General features: G+C 39.7%; 14 protein-coding genes. 4 read left to right on the top strand and 10 right to left on the bottom strand.

Features of this window, described 5'->3' with window-relative positions:
• The first annotated feature begins 825 nt into the window (after nucleotides 1–825).
• The 3 genes from L8S15_RS21315 to L8S15_RS21305 all read left to right on the top strand — a co-directional run bounded on the left by L8S15_RS21315 (nucleotide 826) and on the right by L8S15_RS21305 (nucleotide 6,497).
• A complete protein-coding gene (locus L8S15_RS21315; protein WP_280575091.1) occupies nucleotides 826–3,168 on the top strand; it encodes an AAA family ATPase in 2,343 nt (780 codons plus the stop codon).
• Nucleotides 3,165–5,042: a UvrD-helicase domain-containing protein gene (locus tag L8S15_RS21310; protein ID WP_280575089.1), complete on the top strand. Its 1,878-nt coding sequence runs from the start codon at nucleotides 3,165–3,167 to the stop codon at nucleotides 5,040–5,042. The genes L8S15_RS21315 and L8S15_RS21310 overlap by 4 nt, the downstream gene beginning before the upstream one ends.
• A gap of 597 nt (nucleotides 5,043–5,639) precedes the next feature.
• Nucleotides 5,640–6,497, top strand: coding sequence for a hypothetical protein (locus L8S15_RS21305; protein ID WP_280575087.1), 858 nt, complete (start codon nucleotides 5,640–5,642; stop codon nucleotides 6,495–6,497).
• Here L8S15_RS21305 and L8S15_RS21300 read toward each other — a convergent pair.
• The 5 genes from L8S15_RS21300 to L8S15_RS21280 form a co-directional block, all read right to left on the bottom strand.
• Nucleotides 6,483–8,978, bottom strand: a complete 2,496-nt coding sequence (locus tag L8S15_RS21300) for a DEAD/DEAH box helicase (RefSeq protein ID WP_280575085.1) — start codon at nucleotides 8,976–8,978, stop codon at nucleotides 6,483–6,485. The two genes, L8S15_RS21305 and L8S15_RS21300, sit on opposite strands and share 15 nt — an antisense overlap.
• A complete protein-coding gene (locus L8S15_RS21295; RefSeq protein ID WP_280575083.1) occupies nucleotides 8,975–9,868 on the bottom strand; it encodes a DUF1837 domain-containing protein in 894 nt (297 codons plus the stop codon). The genes L8S15_RS21300 and L8S15_RS21295 overlap by 4 nt, the downstream gene beginning before the upstream one ends.
• Nucleotides 9,869–10,482: 614 nt before the next feature.
• The gene (locus tag L8S15_RS21290) at nucleotides 10,483–10,803 is read right to left on the bottom strand and encodes a hypothetical protein (protein ID WP_280575081.1); all 321 of its coding nucleotides are present in this window, start codon (nucleotides 10,801–10,803) and stop codon (nucleotides 10,483–10,485) included.
• A gap of 153 nt (nucleotides 10,804–10,956) precedes the next feature.
• A complete protein-coding gene (locus L8S15_RS21285) occupies nucleotides 10,957–12,336 on the bottom strand; it encodes a DEAD/DEAH box helicase family protein (RefSeq protein ID WP_280575079.1) in 1,380 nt (459 codons plus the stop codon).
• Nucleotides 12,330–12,860, bottom strand: coding sequence for a hypothetical protein (locus tag L8S15_RS21280; RefSeq protein ID WP_132941901.1), 531 nt, complete (start codon nucleotides 12,858–12,860; stop codon nucleotides 12,330–12,332). Before L8S15_RS21280 ends, L8S15_RS21285 begins: the two co-directional genes overlap by 7 nt.
• 103 nt (nucleotides 12,861–12,963) lie before the next feature.
• On the opposite strand from L8S15_RS21280, the gene L8S15_RS21275 reads away from it, so the two are divergent.
• A complete protein-coding gene (locus L8S15_RS21275) occupies nucleotides 12,964–13,302 on the top strand; it encodes a helix-turn-helix transcriptional regulator (RefSeq protein ID WP_102549239.1) in 339 nt (112 codons plus the stop codon).
• Between the two features lie 53 nt (nucleotides 13,303–13,355).
• Here L8S15_RS21275 and bcp read toward each other — a convergent pair whose 3' ends face one another.
• The 5 genes from bcp to L8S15_RS21250 form a co-directional block, all read right to left on the bottom strand.
• Nucleotides 13,356–13,820: a thioredoxin-dependent thiol peroxidase gene (gene bcp / locus L8S15_RS21270; RefSeq protein WP_102361962.1), complete on the bottom strand. Its 465-nt coding sequence runs from the start codon at nucleotides 13,818–13,820 to the stop codon at nucleotides 13,356–13,358.
• Between the two features lie 160 nt (nucleotides 13,821–13,980).
• Entirely contained in the window at nucleotides 13,981–14,484 is a 504-nt protein-coding gene (locus L8S15_RS21265) for a bacterioferritin comigratory protein (RefSeq protein ID WP_102361963.1), read from the bottom strand.
• Nucleotides 14,484–16,679 carry a site-specific integrase gene (locus tag L8S15_RS21260; RefSeq protein ID WP_132941888.1) on the bottom strand — a complete coding sequence of 732 codons (2,196 nt, stop codon included), beginning with the start codon at nucleotides 16,677–16,679 and terminating at the stop codon, nucleotides 14,484–14,486. The genes L8S15_RS21265 and L8S15_RS21260 overlap by 1 nt, the downstream gene beginning before the upstream one ends.
• 14 nt (nucleotides 16,680–16,693) lie before the next feature.
• Entirely contained in the window at nucleotides 16,694–19,024 is a 2,331-nt protein-coding gene (locus tag L8S15_RS21255) for a hypothetical protein (protein WP_280575071.1), read from the bottom strand.
• Nucleotides 19,024–20,427 carry a site-specific integrase gene (locus L8S15_RS21250; RefSeq protein WP_102362153.1) on the bottom strand — a complete coding sequence of 468 codons (1,404 nt, stop codon included), beginning with the start codon at nucleotides 20,425–20,427 and terminating at the stop codon, nucleotides 19,024–19,026. The genes L8S15_RS21255 and L8S15_RS21250 overlap by 1 nt, the downstream gene beginning before the upstream one ends.
• Nucleotides 20,428–20,520 lie beyond the last annotated feature (93 nt).

Below are 20,520 nucleotides of genomic sequence, written 5' to 3'. Positions count from 1 at the left end.
TACCCTTGGAAAAACTATAAGACATCTAATTTGACAATTGTTGACAATATCTAATTTTAACAGTGAGTTAGGTTAATTAATGCTCATTTCCCACTCTAGTTGCAGCATCTGTCATAGTTTTTCGCAAATGTGGCTAACTTTAACAATTTTATGGGGAAGTGTTTGTCATAAAAAAGCTTAGGTAATTTGACTGGAGTTCAATCACATTGGACAGCATAGTCTTACCTAGACACATATCGCCAATCCTAACTTAAAGAGGTCTATCAAGTTTGTGGCTATTAAGTATGCGTGTGTTTATCGTCTGTATTTTTTGTCGTTAAACATTAAAGTTTGAAACCCGACGATAAAAATCGTAACTTTTCGATGTTTTTGTCATAGTTTGTCTTTTTCTCTGACAAAGTTTTTTCCCAAAAAACGTTTCAGGGGCAATAGTACAAGCCATAGGATTAGCTAGTGTGAAAGTATGTACATTGCTCATTAAGCAACTACCGAGAAATCCTTAGTGGTTGTAGAGTTTGCTGCAACTCTTACATGTCTTCATTTTGCAACAGCTTGTTTCTGCCTCACTGTGTTTAGCCAGTTTTCATTACGTGTGAAAGTTGTGAATTTCACTTCATAAAAAGTAATCACCTAATCTCCAATTATTCACTCAAAAAAGCCATACCTTACCGACTATCTAAACCTCAACCACTCCTTCTCATATGCGATCAAAATCAAGTATCGGCTTATAGTTTTTGTGTTATATTTCAGGCGGATAACAATAAAAATCAATAGTAAATAGCCACGAAAATGTGGTGTAACCAAGGTGAGCTAGGGAATATATCAATGAAGATTGTCCATATAGACATTCAAAATTTTCGAAAGTTAAAGAGCTGCCGTATAGAACTTGCTGAAACTAGTACAATTTTTGTTGGCGCGAACAACAGCGGTAAAACTTCAGCGATGGATGCGCTGATCATGTTTCTAAAAAAAGGGAAGCAAAAAGAGTTATCCACTACAGACATTACCCTATCAAATTGGGCTGATATCGAAAAAATCGGATCTGATTGGTTTGGTACCTGCGAGGATCAACAGCCGGATTTTTCTTTAGACATTTGGCGTAAACAACTACCATCCATTGATATTTGGTTAGAAGTTGATGAATCAAAAATCCATTACGTTAGACACTTATTACCAACGTTAGATTGGGACGGTGGCTTGCTCGGTGCTCGGTTGATTCTAGAGCCTAAGGACATTGAAGAATTATACAAAGCCTATGCTTCTGCTTACTTATCGGCGCAAGCTACTATGGCATCTCGTCAAACGGGAATTGGTAGTAACATCTCGTCATCTCTAGCGCTATGGCCAACATCAATGCGGGATTTTCTGGATCGAAAACTTCAAAGTTATTTCACTATCAATGCTTATGTATTAGATCCTGAGTTGGCCAATAATAGACCATCGCAAGCCATCACTGAGAACATGGAGGCTATGGATAGTGACCCGTTTGATGGCTTATTTAAAATTGATATTATCAATGCACAACGTGGGTTTTCTGATCCTAACTCAGGTGAAGGAAGTGCAAACAGTGACCGACGTCTATCCGCGCAACTGAGAAGTTATTTTGACAAGCACCTCAATCCAAATGAGCTACCTGATGCAAGTGACTTAGATGCTCTTGAAGCTATGGAGGCAGCTAGAACCGCATTCGATGAAAAATTGAAGGGGAGTTTCAGTAACGCCATTGGAGAACTGGAAGGTCTTAACTACCCTGGTTTTAGTGACCCCAAGATTCTGCTCTCAAGCAAAGTAAATCCTCTAGAAGGGTTGAATCATGACTCAGCAGTTCAATTCAACGTTCTGCGCACTGACACTCCTTCTGCAGCCGGGTTTTGCTTGCCGGAAAAATATAATGGACTCGGCTACCAAAACCTTATTTCAATGATTTTTAACCTTATCCGCTTCCGTGATGAATGGATGCGAGTAGGTAAGGCTGGAAAGCGAGAAGAAAACAGCAATAAGCCCATTGAGCCTCTTCACCTAATGCTTATTGAAGAACCTGAAGCCCATTTGCATGCACAAGTCCAACAGGTCTTCATTAAGAAGGCATATAGCGTTCTAAGAGCTCACTCAGACCTTGGAGATATGAAGCACTTCTCTACTCAGATGCTTGTAAGTACGCACTCAAGTCATATTACTCACGAAGTGGACTTCACTGGCTTACGTTATTTCCGCAGAAAACAAGTTTCAACTGTTCAAGAAGTCCCGTGTGCCTATGTTGTAAATATGTCAACGGTATTTGGACTAGAGTCTAAGCGTCGTACAAAAGGGCAAGATCCTAAAGAACAGAAAAGAATTGAAACTGCGCAGTTCGCAACACGCTATCTAAGAACAACACACTGTGACCTCTTTTTTGCAGATGCAGCAATCCTAGTCGAAGGTCCTGCAGAGCGAATGTTGGTACCTCACTTTATAAGACATCATTATCCTGAATTAGATAGAAGCTATATATCACTCTTAGAGATTGGCGGTAGTCATGCTCACCGATTGCGACCGTTAATTGAAGCCTTAGGTATACCAACGCTCATCATTACCGATTTAGATTCTCTGGAAAAGGAAAAAACTGGAGAAAAAGATGCGAAGGGAAACCCCAAGTTCAGGACAAGAAAAATAAGGCCACAAACAGGAAAAAACCAACTATCGGGAAATGACACACTAAAGACTTGGGTTCCAGGCAGAACTGATTTGGATGAAGTAATAGGAATTTCTTCAGCACAGAAAGTTTCTCAATGTGGAAAGGTCCGAGTTGCTTACCCCTCTAAAATCATGGTCACTCTCCCGACAAATAACAAGGGGCTAGTCGGGTTTAAATCTGCTATTCCTTATACTTTCGAGGATGCTTTGGTATTAGCGAACCTTCCAACGTTCAAATGTATGACCCAAGTATCAGGTCTCACAAGGAAAATGGCTGATGCCACTCAAAAAACGACCCTTGATGAAACCTGTCAAGAAATGTTTGAAGCGCTGGGTAAGAGTGCAAAGAAAGCAGAGATGGCGCTAGATTTACTCTATTTGGTGGACCCAAGCACCTTTAGAGCGCCATACTATATACATGAAGGGCTATCATGGCTTAAAACAAATCTAGATGGTTTGGTTCAACCTAAATCGAGTTTGGAGGTTAGTCCATGACAGACATTGCCACCTCTACTTCTATTGATGATGATATCTATAGTTGTCTTGACCTTGACGCGCCAAAGAGTTTTTTCCTATTTGCTGGTGCAGGCTCAGGAAAAACGCGCACATTGGTTGAAGTACTCAAGCGATTTCGTGAACATAATGTACATCGATTACAAGCGAATGCTCAGCAAGTTGCAATCATTACTTACACCAATGCAGCATGTGATGAGATAAAGCGTCGATTGGAGTTTGATCCAAGCTTCAGCGTTTCAACAATTCATCACTTTGTTTGGGAGCTTATAAAACCCCACCAAAATGACATCAGAGAAATACTCAGAGTTAGCCTTCAGACCGAAATTGAAAAACTTGAAGATGCTCAGCGTCGAGGGCGTGCAAGAACAAAGGCAGCAGAAGATAGACCTCGCCAGATCGCGTCAAAACAAAAGCGGTTTGACTCGCTTGATATAATTCGAAAGTTTTCATACAACCCTAATGGAGAAAACTCGGGAAGAGGCTCTTTAAACCATGCTGAAGTAATTGGTATTGCAGTCCAGCTCCTGATAAACAAACCTCTTTTGCGACGAATCCTTATTCGGAAATTTCCAGTGCTGCTCGTAGACGAGAGTCAGGATACGAAAAAAGATCTGATTGACGCCCTATTTATTGTTCAAGCGTCTCATAAAGAGCAGTTTTCAATGGGGCTATTTGGTGACGTTATGCAACGGATTTACTTCGATGGTAAAGAGCATTTAGGTCAAGACTTACCTGATGACTGGCTGAAACCCAAAAAAGCATATAACTACCGATGCCCGCGAAGGGTTGTTAGGCTTATCAATAAGATCCGCGAGGGTGTTGACCAAAATGTTCAACTGCCAGCTAAAGATAGAGACGGTTTTGTTCGCCTTTTTGTCGCAGATTCTCGAGAAGAGATTAATAAGGCTGAAATTGAGTCCTTAGTTTACCAAGAAATGGCAAAAATCACTGAAGATAAACAGTGGATAGAGGATAGAAAAACGCTTATTTTAGAACATCATATGGCTGCGATTCGTGGAGGTTTTTCAAATTTCTTTGAACCACTATATAGAGTTGATAAGTTAAAAGCGAGCTTGCTTGATGGTACACATGCTTGTATTACTCTATTTTCAGATCGAGTTCTACCACTGATCAATAGTTTGGAGGTAGGGAATCAGTTTGCTATTAGTCGAATCGTAAAAAAATATTCACCACTTATTTCGTCTGAGAACCTAGAAGTAAGTAGTAGTCCTCGAGAAGAATTGGCTAAAGCCAAACAGGCTGTAGACTCTCTCTATGCTTTGTGGAATGGAGTTTCAGAACCTTGCCTTCATAGTATACTTAAAGAAGTTCATCGTAGCGGGCTTTTCCCTTTACCAGAAACTTTAGCTGTGATCGCAGCTAGAAAAGATGGAGAGGAGTATCAAGATCCTGATACCGAGAATGACCTTAATCCAACGATTGAAGCTTGGGATAGCGCACTTAAAGCGAAGTTCAGTGAATTAAAAGAATATGTCCAGTACATCTCAGATGAATCAGAATTCGGTACACACCAAGGGATAAAGGGACTTGAATTTCCTCGGGTTATGGTCATTCTAGATGATAAAGAGGCTCGTGGTACTACATTTAGTTATGATAAGCTTTTTGGAGCTAAGCCTCTCACACCAAATGACCTCCGGAATCAACAAGAGGGCAGAGACACAGGGATCGACCGCACCAAAAGGCTCTTTTATGTAACTTGCAGCCGAGCAGAAGAGAGCCTGGCAATTATTGCTTACACAGATAACCCCAAGGAAATAGCTAGAACCGCGTTTCATCAAGGATGGTTTGATGAGGACGAGATTATTAATATTCCTAAAACTGTGTTGGAGTAGTTAATTTTGTTTCCTAATTAGAGGTGTTTAAATCACACCTTTTAATTAGGAGATATAGGTGAACAAGATAGACTTTTTACACATAGTTCAAGATCGAAGCAGTAATTAGTATCGACTATATATTTAGTTATGGAAATTACTCAGGCGGTGGGTGTGTTTGTAACATTTCAAAAACTAGTCCATATAATAATTAACCAAGCATCAATTAGTTATTTACTGAACTCGTAACTCACAATTTCGTTGGATAGGCACGTTGATTGAGCCAAAGTTTAAAACTTTAATGTCTTCCGACATTGGTAGTCCTTTCTTCAAGTTCTAATTAGTGCAGACTCTTCACTTGTTCAACTTATACTTAAGCTCAGGTCGACCGTTTTAACTGTTCCAAATCAAGTAACATTAGGTGTAGACACTTCAAAACAAGACTTCACAGTAGGAAGAGAAAGGATGAAAAATATTCTAAAACGCTCTTAAACTAGACATGTTTTCAGATTTTTTGAGTTATCATTAAACATGTAAAATTTGAAGCTTAGTGCTTTATATACATAGAAAATAAGCTACAATACTGTATGTGTAACCAGTATGAATTGGAAGGTAATCATGAGTAGAGCTAAAAAAAGTGTAACTGTAAGATTTTTCTCTATAGATGCAAGTAGTGCTTTTTTTGAAAATTTTTCTGCTAACTTCCTAATAAGCAATGAGTCTCCTGCTAGTGCTAGAATTATAACTGTAAGGAACACGAAGAATTTCGTCAAAGCTGCACACAGAAATGTTGATCAATTCTTTATAGCAGTAGTCAGAGAAAGGAATGCTTGGCAAACCAAAGCCACACGGGATGGCAACATTACTGGTCTTGCAATCAATCAAGGTATAATTGGCGACCCTTATTATTTCTGCGTGATACCTAGCAAAAAAGTAGTTCTAGGATTTACTACTGGGCCAATCGGAAGCTTAAAGACTGTTGCGAGTGTTGCTTTAGAGCAGTTTAAGACTCTGAGGACAGATAAAATAACATTATCTCTGATACCTAAAGAAAAAGAATTTTCAAAGCTATTAGAGTTACCCGAGTACAATAGCCTACATTTCAAAGTTAACTCTTCATCATTAGCTGATGTAGCAGATGACGCTCCTACTTTAATCAAAAACCTTAGCTCAGCACCATACATTGAACACAATGTTCAACTGTCTTTAGACCTAGACTGTGGGGATGAGCCCGATAGTATAGTGACTAAAGACAATATCATTGAGATTGTAAATTATTTATCAGATAGTGAGTCTTGTACCGTTCTGAAGGTCAAAGGTAAAAATGAAGAAGGTCAGAACATAAATTTAGATTTTGGTAATGCATTTATAAACTATAAAAGTGAGCTCAATACGAGAAATAAATACATCGATGAAACTACAGCAATCAAAGTATTGAGCTCCGCTTGGAATGAAAGTCCATTACTGGCTAAGTAAGAATTTGACCTCTTTCTGTGTTACTGGGTGAGTATTGGATAATAAGCCTCGTTTTAGCAAATTGAGTAAGTCATAGATCGATTTAACTTCAATACCTTTGGGAATGGACTCCTGAATTTCTTTTGCAGCCTCTCTTGATAGTCCGAAGTTTATAAGGTTTATCATCCTATCGTCACAAGCTCCTAACTCAAGATAGGTATGAAGTTTCACAGAAGTTTTGTTGATTCCTTTTAATTTCATGCAGTTAGTTAAAAGGGTGTGATAACAACTAAGTGCATTCCTCAATCTAAATGTAATATCATTATTTATAATCTTAATTACATTACGTACCGATTGGTTTACATTTGCTGTTGCTAACCTTTTCTTATCCCATGCAATTTGCTCTGAAATTATGTCTTTCAGACTTTTTCCCGCAACCCACTTCGTAGCGACAACAGAAACATGCCCTATAGAGTACCCATCACCATTAGTGTATACACCGAGTTCAAAGAGTTTTTGAGTAACACGGACTATAGCGGAATATAAGTCTTTTGATTTAGGGTGAGGCAATACCCAATCGTCATAGTTATCGAGAGAATCAAAAAATAGAGACAAATTATTCTGCTGAATGTAGCCAATAGTAGGGTTGGCTTCTAGTATAAATGGCGCTATCCTCAGTGCATTTCGAGCGCTTTCAACATGCTTTACTAAATAATGCCTTTCAAAAGCATTTAACTGAAGTTCTTCGGCATCTAACCGCTCATCTAGATTACCATTCTCAAGCTCTCTAATGAGCTTGTTGGCAATAGTATAAAAGCGGTAATGACCTTCTTTGTCATGGGGATACTTACCTTGTAGAGCAGAGACAACTAAAGACAAGTCTTCATTTAATGTCTTGTAATAAGTGGGGATCTTCTCCTCTTTTACATCACTCTCTTCAAAGTAATCTTGATATTTCCATGAGTCATGATTTAGTAAAAATACGTTTCCAGAAAAGTGCTCAACCATTCTTCCAGCTCTTCCAGTAATGTTGTTAATTTTAACTTCTTCTAACTTTTCAGGTTGTTGAGCTCTAATTGGTCTAAACGGGTTAGTTAGAAACAAGTTTTTCGCTGGAAGATTGACACCTTCAGCAAGAGTGCTTGTGCACACAATAAATTTTATATTGTTAGCTTTGACTAAGTTTTCAACCATCACTCTTACGGAGCTCGGTAAGGGGCCATAATGAAAGGCAACACCTTTTCTAAGGCTGGAAGCCAGACTAAAGTCCTTATGAATAAATTTCTCAATATAGTCAGCAGCCTCTTCTAAAGCAGGGGTTGTATCATACTCAAGAATTAGAGCGGCTATATCTCTAGCGGTATTCTCACATTGGTTGGTTTGGTTTCGGTAAATAATATTGCTTTGGCCTTGACCTAATCGAAGAACAACATCAGCAGTTTTTCTACCCGTAAAATTTTTGGGTATAGTTGCTTTGTCAGAGGTATTATACCTTTCGACTTCAATATTTTTTCCTTTTAGCTCTACAGTTAATAGCAATTTAGCAACTGGTGAGTGCCTAGTGATTTCTTTCTGTAATTCAACGCCACTAAAAACAGATGAAAAAGCATTTTGATAACTCTCAGAAGGCATGCTAACGATAATTTGGGGTGAACTGTCGTCAAGAATCTTTTCTAAAGTTAAATGTAGTAAAACACCTCTTCCATCATCGGATATATTGTGAGCTTCATCAATAAATAGGTAGTCGAAGCTCAAATCCCCTCGCTGAGTAAGTTCATACAAACGCTCTTGGGTCATAACAAAAATGGTCTTTGTACTGAACTCTTCATCTTTAGGGATGGTACATATCTCTAGCTCATTTTCAGCATCTATTCCGTTTGCTATTTCAAAAACCTTACTTGAAACTTCAGATATCAATGCTCGTGTTGGCACAACTATTGCGGCGAATGCTCCATCCGATTTCACAACTTTATTTACCAGATAAGTAAGAATAATATGTGTTTTTCCCGCTGATGTCGGCGCAATAGTTATGACGTCATTATCTGAATCAAGGTTACCCCAAAGCATCCTTTGAAAATCGGTTAAAGGAAAAGAGAGCTCCTCCACAGAGTTCATTTCTGCCTTTAATTCAAACTTTGTAGTTGTGTTGAAGCCATAGTCCATAGATACATCAGGATGTCTCTTATCTAGTAATGAGACATTTGGAAAATCTCCGGAGTTAATAAAAATGTTCTTCGCAATAGGAATTAAATCAGGATAGTCACCACCGGCAATATCTAGAAGCATGGCTAGCAGAGCGGTTGCTTCTTTCTTTAACTTTTCATCTTCACTCTTATGGAACACTTGAATAGATGTTGAAAGACGCTTGACTAAGCTTCTATCCAAGTGTGGCTTATTACCAGCGAGTTGCTCTACGTATTGATTGAATACATTATTTCTATCCTGCTCAAAATCTTGATGTGAGAGGATATTTCTCCCCAACTTTAACGCAATCGTACTCATTTGGTGATTCCCATGTACGAGATAAACTCATCCACTAACTTGTCAACACATCCGAAAGGCAACATTAATAAAGTAACTTCGTCTATTTTGAGTTTTTGTTTTTCCACTTTACTGAAAAAATCACCAACATATTGGCAAGAAAGCTCTTTGTAGTGTTTTAAAAATGAAGCTTCATCCTCAAAAATAATGTCCGGCTGAGTAAAGCCTATAAAGCAAGGAGAGTGGATTCTATCCTCTAAACATGGGCTATATGGATCTAGATAGGTCAAAATTGTTTCTTCAAGTTCATTGGTCAAGTTTGGAAAATCGAGATAGCTGTCCAATAAGAAAAATTCGTCTTCAAATTTACCTTTTGCGTTAACAATAGAGCTTGTTGCATCTGTCGCAGCTGATTTGAAGTTTTTATGTAGCTTGGACTCTCCTAAGTACACTCTAAACTCGTCATCTAAAAACTGTCCATGTACAGCGTCAGCACCAAAAACTGGCATCCTAGGGTTAGTTTTCATCGAGATCTTGCTCAGCAATTTAGGTGCTTGGATATACACATCTAACAAGGTAAACAGAATCAACTCCCCAAGTTCACCTTTGGCTGTATGCTTACTTAGTTTTTTTATCGCTTTATCAAATAGATCATCCATTGCAGTGTCAGCGGCTTTGCCTAACTTTTTTTGTATTTCTTTATAGGAAAAAACAAAGTTTTGAAGAATTCCTTCTTTGATACACTCAAAAAGAGCATCGTGTGATGTCTTTGTATCCTCTGTAGAAGGTAAGTAAACCAATAGAGTCTCGACTTTTCTATTGCCAGGCAATGTAAACGAGACTGGTACTCTTTTAAGGACATCTTTTATTTTATTTGGACTTTGTAATTGAGCTTGCAGTGGACTTCCCATCTCGAGCTGATTCCTAATGCCATGGAAAAACTATGGTTATAATACTTGTACAAGAGCTATAAGCAATAAAACTCATAGTTATCAGTGATGAAATTTGCAATAGTTCAAAGTTTCCTTTTAAGAGGGGGTTAGATTAAGTGTAAGTAACTCGGATCTTCAGAAAATGAAGAGTAGCTAGTAAACATATCTTGAAACTTTAAGAATCTGATGTCATTTAGCTCTTTGGTTAGGACTTTATGAGCTTTATCCCCCAAACGCTATCTGCTAGCCTAAAAGACGAATGAAATACAGCTTACTAGTCTTTTGCTCTTAGTTATTCCCGTTATACACACGCAGCTTACGAATGAAGTCTATCATCATCGCAGACCTTCTTTAGTATCATTCGCAGATTGCAACTTAGCTTTATTTCTTTCTATGACATTTCGTACCTCTAACTAAATAGTCAATAATCACGTTGTTGGGTTAAAGGGCATAGAGCAAAGATAAATTTATCGAATGAGAGTTGGGTAGGTTCTAAAATGTTTAATCAATACAATCGAAGCGAACAGGCTTACATATTAGTATTTTGGGTTGAATATTTGTAAGTGCTTGATAGGTCAGTAGTGTCATTAATTTTAGCTATGACTCCAAGAATACTCAATGTCAACAAACATTGAGACATCTTCATTCATCGCCACCCACAAGGTGGGGGCGAATGTTTTAAGTGTTTCTATATTTGACTCTTGATAGGTACTGCTTTCTGGAAACTTATCAAGTTCTATCCACTGCTTTACTGTATATGCATTTGCACCTTGGTAGAACCAATCACCAACTTCTCTTTTGACTGACGCTTCTGTAGCTGTTTTGATAAAAATATGTCGGCCTTCACCTGTGGCGCAGTAATCAATCACTATTACCTTTAATGAGTCGTGTTCTTCGTTAATTGGGCTGGGCATATATTAAACTCCTTTGAGGTGATCATTTTTAACTCCCCTGCTGGATGTTATGTTTGAATGGTTTACTCTAGAAGATATCACCCTCTGCAAAATAGTTCATTTCGACGCCCCTATGTGTCTCTAGCTAGCCATTGTAGACTGCGGCCTCCTCGCTTATACAGAAGAGAAGGCCGAAATTACTCTCTGTTTAAATGCTCCAAGCCGAAGCTCATCAAAGGTATCTAGTGTTCCATAGAGACTATTTGAACTGTCTGTACTGCTTTCCCAAGATACTGTTGTTCTCCCGCTGTTTTGGGACTCAAGCGGAAGCGCGACACTTAAGCTATTTCCTCTACCTGAGAACTCTGTTTCGATAGGTTTCCCCATGCTTACATAGAGACGAGACTCAGGAATATCCTGTTCAATCCTTTCAGAAAACTCAATCAGGCTTTGCTCTGCAAAAGTGAATAACCACGCTTGTTGGTTTATTGTATTATTCACACGAAGTATTCGTCCGAGCACCTGCCTGAAATACAATTCAGTTTTGACTGAACTCATATGGCAACATACTTGAAGGCGCGGAATATCAGTACCCTCACTGATCATACCTACACTAACAATCCACTGTGCGTCGCTTTGTCGATAACGCTCTATTTCTGCTAGCGGTTTTTCATGTCGATAAGTGACGATAGAAACGGTTTGCCCAAACTTTTGAGACAGCACCTCTTTGATTGTTTGCGCATGTTGAACCGACGCTGCAACAATCAGCCCACCGGCATTGGGTGATCTGTGACGTACTTTTTCTAGCCGCTCACATCCTAAACCGAGTAGATATTCCATCGCCTCTTGGTTGTGAATAACACTCTGGTAGGATGCTTTTGTCTGTTTAAGCATCTCTAAGATTGATGAAAAGGATTCGACTTTTTCGCTACTACTAACAGACAAGTGTTCATTATCAACTAAGACGATTTTGGGCGTTCTACAAACACCATCAGCTATAGCTTGTTTAAGAGTGTATTGGTAATCGACAAGAAGCTGTCCGTCTGGGTCGCTGTACTCACTCATCACAATTGGTAAAGAGTCTGAGCGCCATGGTGTACCTGAAAGTGCGAGAGTAAAAGTGGCAAGCCCTTGAACCTTGGTGAGAACTTGCTGCCCCCAAATGTTTGCATTTTCAACCTCAGAGCCAGAGCAATGGTGTATTTCATCAAAGACAACAAAGACCCTGTGATTCCGCAATGTTTGCCAAAATTCGTCATTGAGGAATTGGATAGATTGGTATGTTAAAGATTGCCCTATAGCTCCCATGCCACCATTAAACGTACACTTAAGTCTCGACGAAAAGGTTCTTTTTATACCATCAGAAACCGTCAACGATGGTGAGAAACACAATACAAGATCTACCATGTCACTTTGTAACAACCTTGACGCAATATTAGCGGCAAGCACTGTCTTACCGGCTCCAGGTGTAGCTTGGCAAAAGAAATGGGAGCTGTTGGATTGATATTTTTCCAACGCTCTGTCAGAGCATTCACTTTGCCACTTCCTTAACACGGTTCATTTCCTTCATAGAGCGTATTAAGAACCTTTGTTAAAACGTTCACTTTACCGAGCAATAAAGCGGCGCGTTCTTTAGCCTCTTGATGCAAAGGGGCCAGTTTATTCTCTAGCTCAGGGAATCGAGATGCGATCGATTGATATTCGTCAATCTCCCCAAGTACGATCTCAAGTTCACCCTTATATTCATTACGTTCATTGCTCAAAATGGAATAGTTTTGAGTGGGTACTTTAGGGTTTATATCCGCTTGGTTGTTCGTGGTTACATTGTTATGTAACTCTTTAAATTGTTCCGTTTGAAAGTAGCGCTTTTTTCGACCTGAGCCCTCACTTCGCAACCAAATTTTCTTTTCAAAGTGAAAAATTGCTCGGTACACCTTTTTGCGAGCTTCGGCAGAATTGGAGTCCACCTTATCAAGGGATAGCCACAAATCTCTCGCTTCTAGCACGGTGAATCCATCTAACCCATTTTCTATCAATAACTTGTGCATGACCGCACTAATTCTTCGAGCCCTTTTCATTTCCAAAATTACACCAACCAAAAACTAAGGATTGCTTAGTATACAGAAATCAGTAAAACTAAGAAAATCTTAGTTACCTTGAGATCAGAGACATGAACTATAAGTGTCATTTACTAACCCAATCCCTGAGCGTCTTAAAGAAGCACGCAAAAAAGCGAAACTCTCCCAAAAAGCTTTGGGGGTGCGTATAGGTATGGATGAAAGCTCCGCAAGCCCGAGAATGAATCAATACGAAAAGGGAAAACATACGCCAGATATCAGTACGTTAAAGTCAATTGCAGATGAACTTGGTGTGCCTTTGAGTTACTTCTTTTGTGAAGATGAGATTTCTGCGGAGTTAGCTGTGAATCTAAATAAGCTCTCTGAAACGGATAAGCAGAAGGTTCTTGAGGTGACGGCGCGGCTTATTGAAGAGTCATGTGAAAATACTAGCCCGAAATAGGATTAGCAACGCGAGCCAGTGAAAGGGCACTGGCTCTATTTGTCTTTTAAATACTATTTGCTGTTAAGGTAGTCTAGAACGACTTCATGATGGTCTTTAGTCTTGAACTTGTTAAATACATGCTCAAGGTTACCAGCTTCATCAATTAGGAAGCTTGTTCTTACAACGCCCATGTTTTCACGGCCCATGAATTTCTTAAGTTGCCAAACACCGTACTTCTCACAAACTTCGTGTTCTTCATCGGCTAACAATGTGAAGTTAAGTTCTTGCTTATTGATAAAGTTAGTCAGTTTTTTGGGTGTGTCTGGGCTTAAACCTAGTACAACAACGTTATGAGCATCTAGTTCAGCCTTAGTATCACGAAGCCCTTGAGCTTGGATTGTACAGCCAGGCGTTGAAGCGCGTGGGTAGAAATAGAGTAGTACTTTCTTTCCTTTCAGCCCTGAGAGGGTTATTGGGTTATTGTCTTGGTCGTTTAATGTGAAATCTGGAGCGATTTGTCCTGCTTCGATAGCCATGGGTTATCCTTACTTTCTCAATTAATGGTATTTGGCGTAGCGTTTTTCACTACGTCCTTTTTAGATCATTTTTATTACGTTAGAGCATACACTTTTATTGATAATTCAGCGTCCTGTCTAGTGATTACTCCAAACAGGACAGCCTTGAATGGCAGTGTTACTACTTTGGATTTCTAAATTGGTGTGTAACCACATTGTCTAAACAAGTCGAGACGATTTTATCCATAGCTTTTTCTCGCTGACTCTCATGCAGCATATCCATCAGCTCTTGAACTACTTTTACATGAGTGGCAGCTTGAACAGTTAATGCCTCCTTATGGTTTTGAGCCTCATCGTAATATTCTTTTTTCTTCTTATTGGCTTGCGTTCGTTCACCTTTGAGCGCCTTTATTTCCTTTTGAAGCACTTCAATAGGGGAGTCTGTATTCTTATCTTGAGCAACTTGTGCTTCTAATGATTTGTTTTTTATCATCAGAACGACGTCGCTGTGCCTTCTGAGTGCGCCAGCAGAAAGCCCTGCTTCTTTTTCAACGCTACTGTTGTTGGTTTTGAGTTTGCCTTTTCGCGCTTTATTACGCAGCTCTCTCGATGTTAACTTTGCTACATCACCGCTCAGCAGCCTTTCTAATGCGTCAATTAGCTTCTTTTTTGTTGCCTGTGACATTATGAAACAACTCCAAATGGGATGAGTAAATCCCTAACTTCATTAGGAAAAACGACAGGCTCATAGTCGATACCTAAATCATTCATAATACGTTCTGCCGCTTGAATTTTAATGTAAGATTCAGAGGCAGTTTGAGGGGTGAGTTCATTATTTTCAATATCGTAAAGCATGTGAATTTCAGCTTCTTTACGCTTTGCTTCAGCAAATATGGCATCCACGATGTAGTCATTCTTGCAATCTACACATTCAATTAGGTTAACAAGCGTTCTTAAGCCACAAGTGGTCGAAGTGCAATATATCCCAGGTGCAACCGCATGAATATGTCGTTTTTTATTTCGAATTTGCTTTTTCCAGAAGTTAAGAGTAAGCATGTCATTATCCACTTTATCTGTGAATAAGTTACGGTCTGTTTTGGTCATGTTTTTAGCAAACTCTTTGCCTTTACCGCCTGCAACTCTTTCCTTGTTTGCCAATTTCTCATAGATACTCAAATAGACACGAGCTTTTTGGTTGATTCGCTCGTTATCAATTTCGTTCGCAAGTGTTTTTTTCTTGTGCCTGATTTTTTGAAACTTACTGGCATTTTTAGCGTAGTGTCGCGTCATTGCCATAGACACATGACTGAACTGTTGTTTGAGTTGTGGGAAGTTACAAAGCTCGTAACCAATTAAGTAGTAGGCAAAAGAGCGGCGAAGTTGATGCGGCGTAAACTCGTAATCCTTACCCGCTTCAAATGATAAATTGGGATCAGATACTTTTAGGTCAATAAGGTCTTCATTTCTCAGTGCAAGCTCTTCACCCATAGCATCATTGAACCAACCTTGAGAGTGTCTTCCTATTTGGCTTTTTGTTATTTCGCTGAAATCACCTTTTATTTTACGGAAGAAAGATTGTGAGCTAGGATGCCTTTTTCTAAGTGGCGTATGCAGCGCTTGCAGGACTTCATAAGCTTTCATACCAATCTCAGTGGTGACAAACTCATCTTGTATTGATTGAGAGCCTATTACTGTCTTTGAAAGGCTGGAATGGATAACGTATATATTCTGGCGGTCAATGATATTTTCGGTGCAGCCCTGAACGGTGTTCAGATTATACATTTCATCGCCTCTCATCCCTGTACGAGCCATTAATCCCCATAAGCAGCCACCATTAAGCATTTTAAAAAGTGATAGAGCTTCTGTTAGATTAGTGATTGACCACAGGCCAATAGTCAGCTTTCGTTCGCTGTGGAATTTATCTAAATATTCGTTTTTTATCTCTGGCTTATGAAGTTGTGCGAGAGCCAGTGTTTCTTCTTCATTGGGGGAGTTAAGCGCTGTGAAGGCTTGTTGGAAAGCAATGGTGCGTTTTTTGCCTTGTTTACCATACTTACCCAAGTACCATGTAATACTACCGTTTTTTTTTCTAGCGTCATCATTGACCAGATACTTAGCATAACCTACATAGGCTTTTTCAAAATAGGTGGTAATGTAATCTGCCAGTTGCCCTAACTCACGACGAAGAGCGTAAGCTTCATTTATCACTTTTTCCGACTTTTGAAGCCCCATATAGTAGAGCCTTTGTGGAATGACGGTATATTGCTCAGTTTCTTTAAGAGTTAAACCAAAATCCGAAGCGTTAAGTCTTTTATTAATATTAACCTTAAATGGTAAACCTTTGGCTTCTAGGTAAAGGCGGTTTAACCCGTTGTAAAATGCCTGCCTTTCAAAATTGATATCGGTAAAGTCTGTTAGCACCCAAGTTTCGAGTCGGTCAAAGTCAAGCGCAGACAACGTATTAAGTCCCTCATTTAAAAGCGGGTTGATGACTTTTTTTAGATCATTTAGCGCATCATAAAGAGTGATAAAGGAATGGTCACGAGGTGAAAACCACATCATTTTAAGTATGAGCACTTTAAGCTCGTTTTTTAGGTTGCGTTCAATCACTTTGCTATCGATGGTTAAATCTAGGGTCACGGTATGCTTTGCTTGAGGTTCAATATTAGACTGTAAGTTTCTCCAAGCTTCATTATCGGCAATTTTACCTAATGATTCACCAGTCACCGTAAAGCCTATATCAAGAGCTTCGAGTTCATCCCAATCGCCGCGCTCAATCGCTGGCTGTAATATATCTATTAAGTAATTAGTATGAGCGCCAACGTTTTGTTGCGCTTTAAGAAGTTTTTTTTGGTGTTCTAGGTCAGAGAGTTTTATCATGTGATCCTCCGTAACTACATAGATAGAATTGCATGTTCGATGGACACTCTTAGGTGACGACCTTGGGTATTGAATTTTTTCATGGCTTCATTGAATACATCGTTACTTGCCCTATCTAGCGTATACTCAAACGCTTCGATTTTTTCTAGAGCCCCCCCTTTCGAATCAGGGAACATATCAAGCCCTTCCTTCAAAACATCGATGTATGAAATAAGTTTATAAATAGCATCAACTTCATCTACCGCTTTGGCAGATTGGCACTTGTGGCACATATCAAACTCGGCGCAAGGTAAGTCTACGCCTAGAGCATAGTTCGTTTCTCGCTGTGTATTCTTTCCATCAATCATGACTTGCTTCCCATCGCAAGCTATTCCATTGGGGTTGGTTTTACGCTTTTTATCGCCTTCCTCATATGTCAGAACCGGAATGCCGCGCCTTTTAGCAACCGCATCTTTTGCTTGCTCTAAGTCACTATCAAAGAGGTTTTCGATGACTTCGATACTCTGAGAGAGAATGATTTTATTAAGTGATGGAAGCCCGTTTACGTAACTTCTCTCTATTGTGTCTCGCTTGTTTTGGAGCAAGCTTTGAACGACTTGAATTCCTCCCTCCGCATAGGCTTGATTACTGCTCATTTCTCGCCAGCGACTTGATGAAAGAGAGATGTAGTAATGGTTGGTTTCAACAGCCCACTGTTTCATGAGATTGGCTGAAATAGGGCTAATACCTTCCCAATCAGAAGGAGCACCATTGAGAGTTCTTGTTAAGAGCAATCGTTCGTATTTCTTAGGCTGTTTGTCTGCTTTTTCTTTCGCATATTGCTCTATATCTTTAATGAGCGTTAAATCACAAGCAGGGACTTTGAAGTATCCTTTTTCGCTACTTCTATAGTTAAAAGAAACGGTAACGTTGCCATCGCTATCAATTTCAGAGTAGGTGAGCGGAAGTAGAACCCCTTTGAGCGGTAAGTCTGTGTAGCAAGATAAAACGCAGTAGGCGCTGTTGGTCGCTCCTTGTCCTGCCTTAACTTTGGAACTTTCCTGCACTTCTTTATGAACAACAGTGCGACCTAAATGGTTCGTGACCGTCTTTAAAGTGATAACTTGTTGGTTTCGGTAGGTGTAAAACAGAACTTTAAACCAGGGTAGATTACCCGCCCTATGGGGAGATAATAGGTGTAGTTTGTTAACGAGGTTTTTATTTAGCACTTGCAAATTAAAGGTATCACTGACTTCTGAGTGATTATTGAGAGTAAAAAGCAGCTCAGAGCCATCTTCACTATTGCCGTAGAGTTTGGATAATCGTTCTAGTAGCTTTATAAACTTCACGCCATCGAGTTTATCAACGTCAAATTGCTCCCCCACCAAAAGGGCATCGACTTCACTGTTGGCGCGAGGCTTATAGCTTGAGACCTTGACTATCTGTAAGCTTTTATCTCGCTCTTCGGTATGAACATGAATTGGGTGGGCAATGTTTCGAATGTTGCTGTCATTCAGTGAGGTGAAAAAGCACATTAAGTGATAGGCGGCACCCATCGCAAGGTTAAACGCCGTGGCAGCATTAACAGCGGTACCATTTTTGCTTTTTCTTGTATTTCGTTGCACTTCCAATGATGTCGGAATTTGAATTGTTTCCTCATGCAAACCAATACTAATGATAAGAGGCAGAGTTTTGGGTAAAGGCGTGGTGTTTTCTTTAGCTGCAATGAGCTGTGGCGCAAGGGAGAAAAACAATGCCTCTAATCGTGTGACCAGAAGCTTTTCTTCTTCATCTGAGTATCCCTTAAATGGCGCATTTTGACCTGAAAACACACTGTGATTTCTAGCCCAATCAGAAACAGGTAAGCCGCACCATTCAAGCGCAGTACGGAGGCTTGAAAGCACTGATGGAGCGCTTGATTCTTTAATGCCTAACTCATCGCCATGATTGTATTCCCATAGCCGTTTGGAAGCGTTAAAAACCTTGATACGATGCCTCAACTCGCCATCGTTGCCTGCATACTTCAAATAACCATTTTCGGAGAATGGGTCAACATTTAGTGCATCACAAAAAGCAAGGTAAGCGCGTAATTTCTCGTAGTATATTTTGACGCTTTCTGCAGACTTGCCATTGTTGACATATTGATGAGCTTTTTTGCAAAAAGACCTGATAAATACGGTTCGACTGCTTATTTTTTCGTTTTCTTTGCTAGTCCAAAAATACAATAGGTGAGAAACATCGAACAGCTTTACTCTAGTTGATATGACACCTTTATAAGGAATGTCAAGATTCAAAGGAACAACATTTTGATTGCTCCGCACATGCTTGACGGCCTTGGACTGTTTTGCGATTTTACTTTTTGCCATTACGACCAACCTCCGTTTATTTTGCGGTTTTTGGCTTTAGCCGTGTTGATTTGGTCGTCCAGCTTATTCATGTACTGAATGTACTTTTCAGTGGTCGATGTATTTCCGTGTCCCATCAATTCTGCTAAGTCACCCATAAGGTAGTCATAGCTAACATTTCGTTCTTTCGACTCTTCCCAAAGCCAGTGGGTTGCAAAGGTAGAACGTAAATCATGAATTCGGTAATACCAAGAAGAGTCCACTTCGCGAATCTGCTTTCTAAGGTTTGAAAAGTGCGTTTCTAATGTATTGGCTGAGTAAGGCACGCCCTTGTTTGAAAGAAATAGGTACTCAATGGTATCCATTTCGCGGCCTGCCTGAATAAGCTCATTGCGCTTGTTTAGGTTTTTAAGTTGCGCATGGCTTTCTTTGTGTATCTCTAGCTCTTCGTACAGTTCGATGGGGATTTCTACGGTACGCGCCTTACTGCCTTTAGTGTGGGTAATTTTGACAGGTACAGTTTCTAATTCACTGTAGTCAGCGTTTCCGATATCGTGAGCGGGGAAGTGGATGGCTTCATCTATTCTAAGTCCTGCTTCGGCGCATAGGCGAAAGATGAGTTTTGTCGTCTTTGGGAGTGACGTTATATGCTCATTAAATAAGACTTTGTGCTCGGGATGCATGGGCTTGAGTTTTTTGTGAGCAGGCGTATTTTGTTTTTTAGGAAACATCCTCATGATATTGGAAGTTTCATAAGTACGCTGAGAGCCAGATTTTGTGTGAGCCAGCATATCGTGTTGGTTTAATTCCTGATGCACTGTTTCTGTGGTGTAGTGGGTAACGATATTTTCATCGTTATTTTTGATGTAGCCGTTTTTTTGCATCCACTTATAGAATCCAATTACCACGCCCATATAGGTGCGAGCGGTAGATAAACTAAAAGCCTCGCTGCCATTAGAGCCTTCAATATCATTGCAGTTAGCAAGCAGGAACTCAGCAAATCGCCAAGGAGCGCCTTCTTCTTCGTATTTCGATAGGGTTTTATACGTTAGGTATTCACATGGTATTTCATAACCATCTTCATCAACTTGAGAGTGGTGAGTCGAATCCAAATAACGAGTGAAAGCTAGCAAACCTTTTGCGATTGAACCTGTGTCTTTCACAGCCGCTTCACCACGCAATTTAGATACTAGATAAAGAGACTGGGGATAAACCACTCTACCGTCAGGAGCAACGATGATATCGGTTTTCTTTATGCGTGATTTTAGATTGGAAGGAGAGAGGTCGGGAGAGTATGTCACTTCCCCTGATTCAGTATCGGTATTTGTAGAGATTCTTAGCTTTGCTAATGTATCGACTTCGACAGAAAGAAGTCGGTAGTCATCATAAACATCAGAACATTTTTCTTTGTACGTTTCTATCACAAAACAATCCTCGATATGCTACCCACATATCAAAGATAGATTTGTCATAAAAATACATCAAGGATTTCTGTCATTATTTTTTTCTAAGGGTAA

Source organism: Vibrio sp. S/42/10 (genome assembly GCF_029890535.1).
Taxonomy (GTDB): Bacteria; Pseudomonadota; Gammaproteobacteria; order Enterobacterales; family Vibrionaceae; genus Vibrio; species Vibrio cyclitrophicus.
This window is presented reverse-complemented; position numbering and strand designations above follow the sequence as displayed.

What these genes read in the sequence shown, in the direction of transcription:
- L8S15_RS21300 (WP_280575085.1), bottom strand. Translation starts at nt 8,978, where the DNA reads ATGAGTACGATTGCGTTAAAGTTGGGGAGAAATATCCTCTCACATCAA.
- L8S15_RS21295 (WP_280575083.1), bottom strand. Translation starts at nt 9,868, where the DNA reads ATGGGAAGTCCACTGCAAGCTCAATTACAAAGTCCAAATAAAATAAAA.
- L8S15_RS21290 (WP_280575081.1), bottom strand. Translation starts at nt 10,803, where the DNA reads ATGCCCAGCCCAATTAACGAAGAACACGACTCATTAAAGGTAATAGTG.
- bcp (WP_102361962.1), bottom strand. Translation starts at nt 13,820, where the DNA reads ATGGCTATCGAAGCAGGACAAATCGCTCCAGATTTCACATTAAACGAC.
- L8S15_RS21260 (WP_132941888.1), bottom strand. Translation starts at nt 16,679, where the DNA reads ATGATAAAACTCTCTGACCTAGAACACCAAAAAAAACTTCTTAAAGCG.
- L8S15_RS21305 (WP_280575087.1), top strand. Translation starts at nt 5,640, where the DNA reads ATGAGTAGAGCTAAAAAAAGTGTAACTGTAAGATTTTTCTCTATAGAT.
- L8S15_RS21255 (WP_280575071.1), bottom strand. Translation starts at nt 19,024, where the DNA reads ATGGCAAAAAGTAAAATCGCAAAACAGTCCAAGGCCGTCAAGCATGTG.
- L8S15_RS21315 (WP_280575091.1), top strand. Translation starts at nt 826, where the DNA reads ATGAAGATTGTCCATATAGACATTCAAAATTTTCGAAAGTTAAAGAGC.
- L8S15_RS21310 (WP_280575089.1), top strand. Translation starts at nt 3,165, where the DNA reads ATGACAGACATTGCCACCTCTACTTCTATTGATGATGATATCTATAGT.
- L8S15_RS21280 (WP_132941901.1), bottom strand. Translation starts at nt 12,860, where the DNA reads ATGAAAAGGGCTCGAAGAATTAGTGCGGTCATGCACAAGTTATTGATA.
- L8S15_RS21265 (WP_102361963.1), bottom strand. Translation starts at nt 14,484, where the DNA reads ATGTCACAGGCAACAAAAAAGAAGCTAATTGACGCATTAGAAAGGCTG.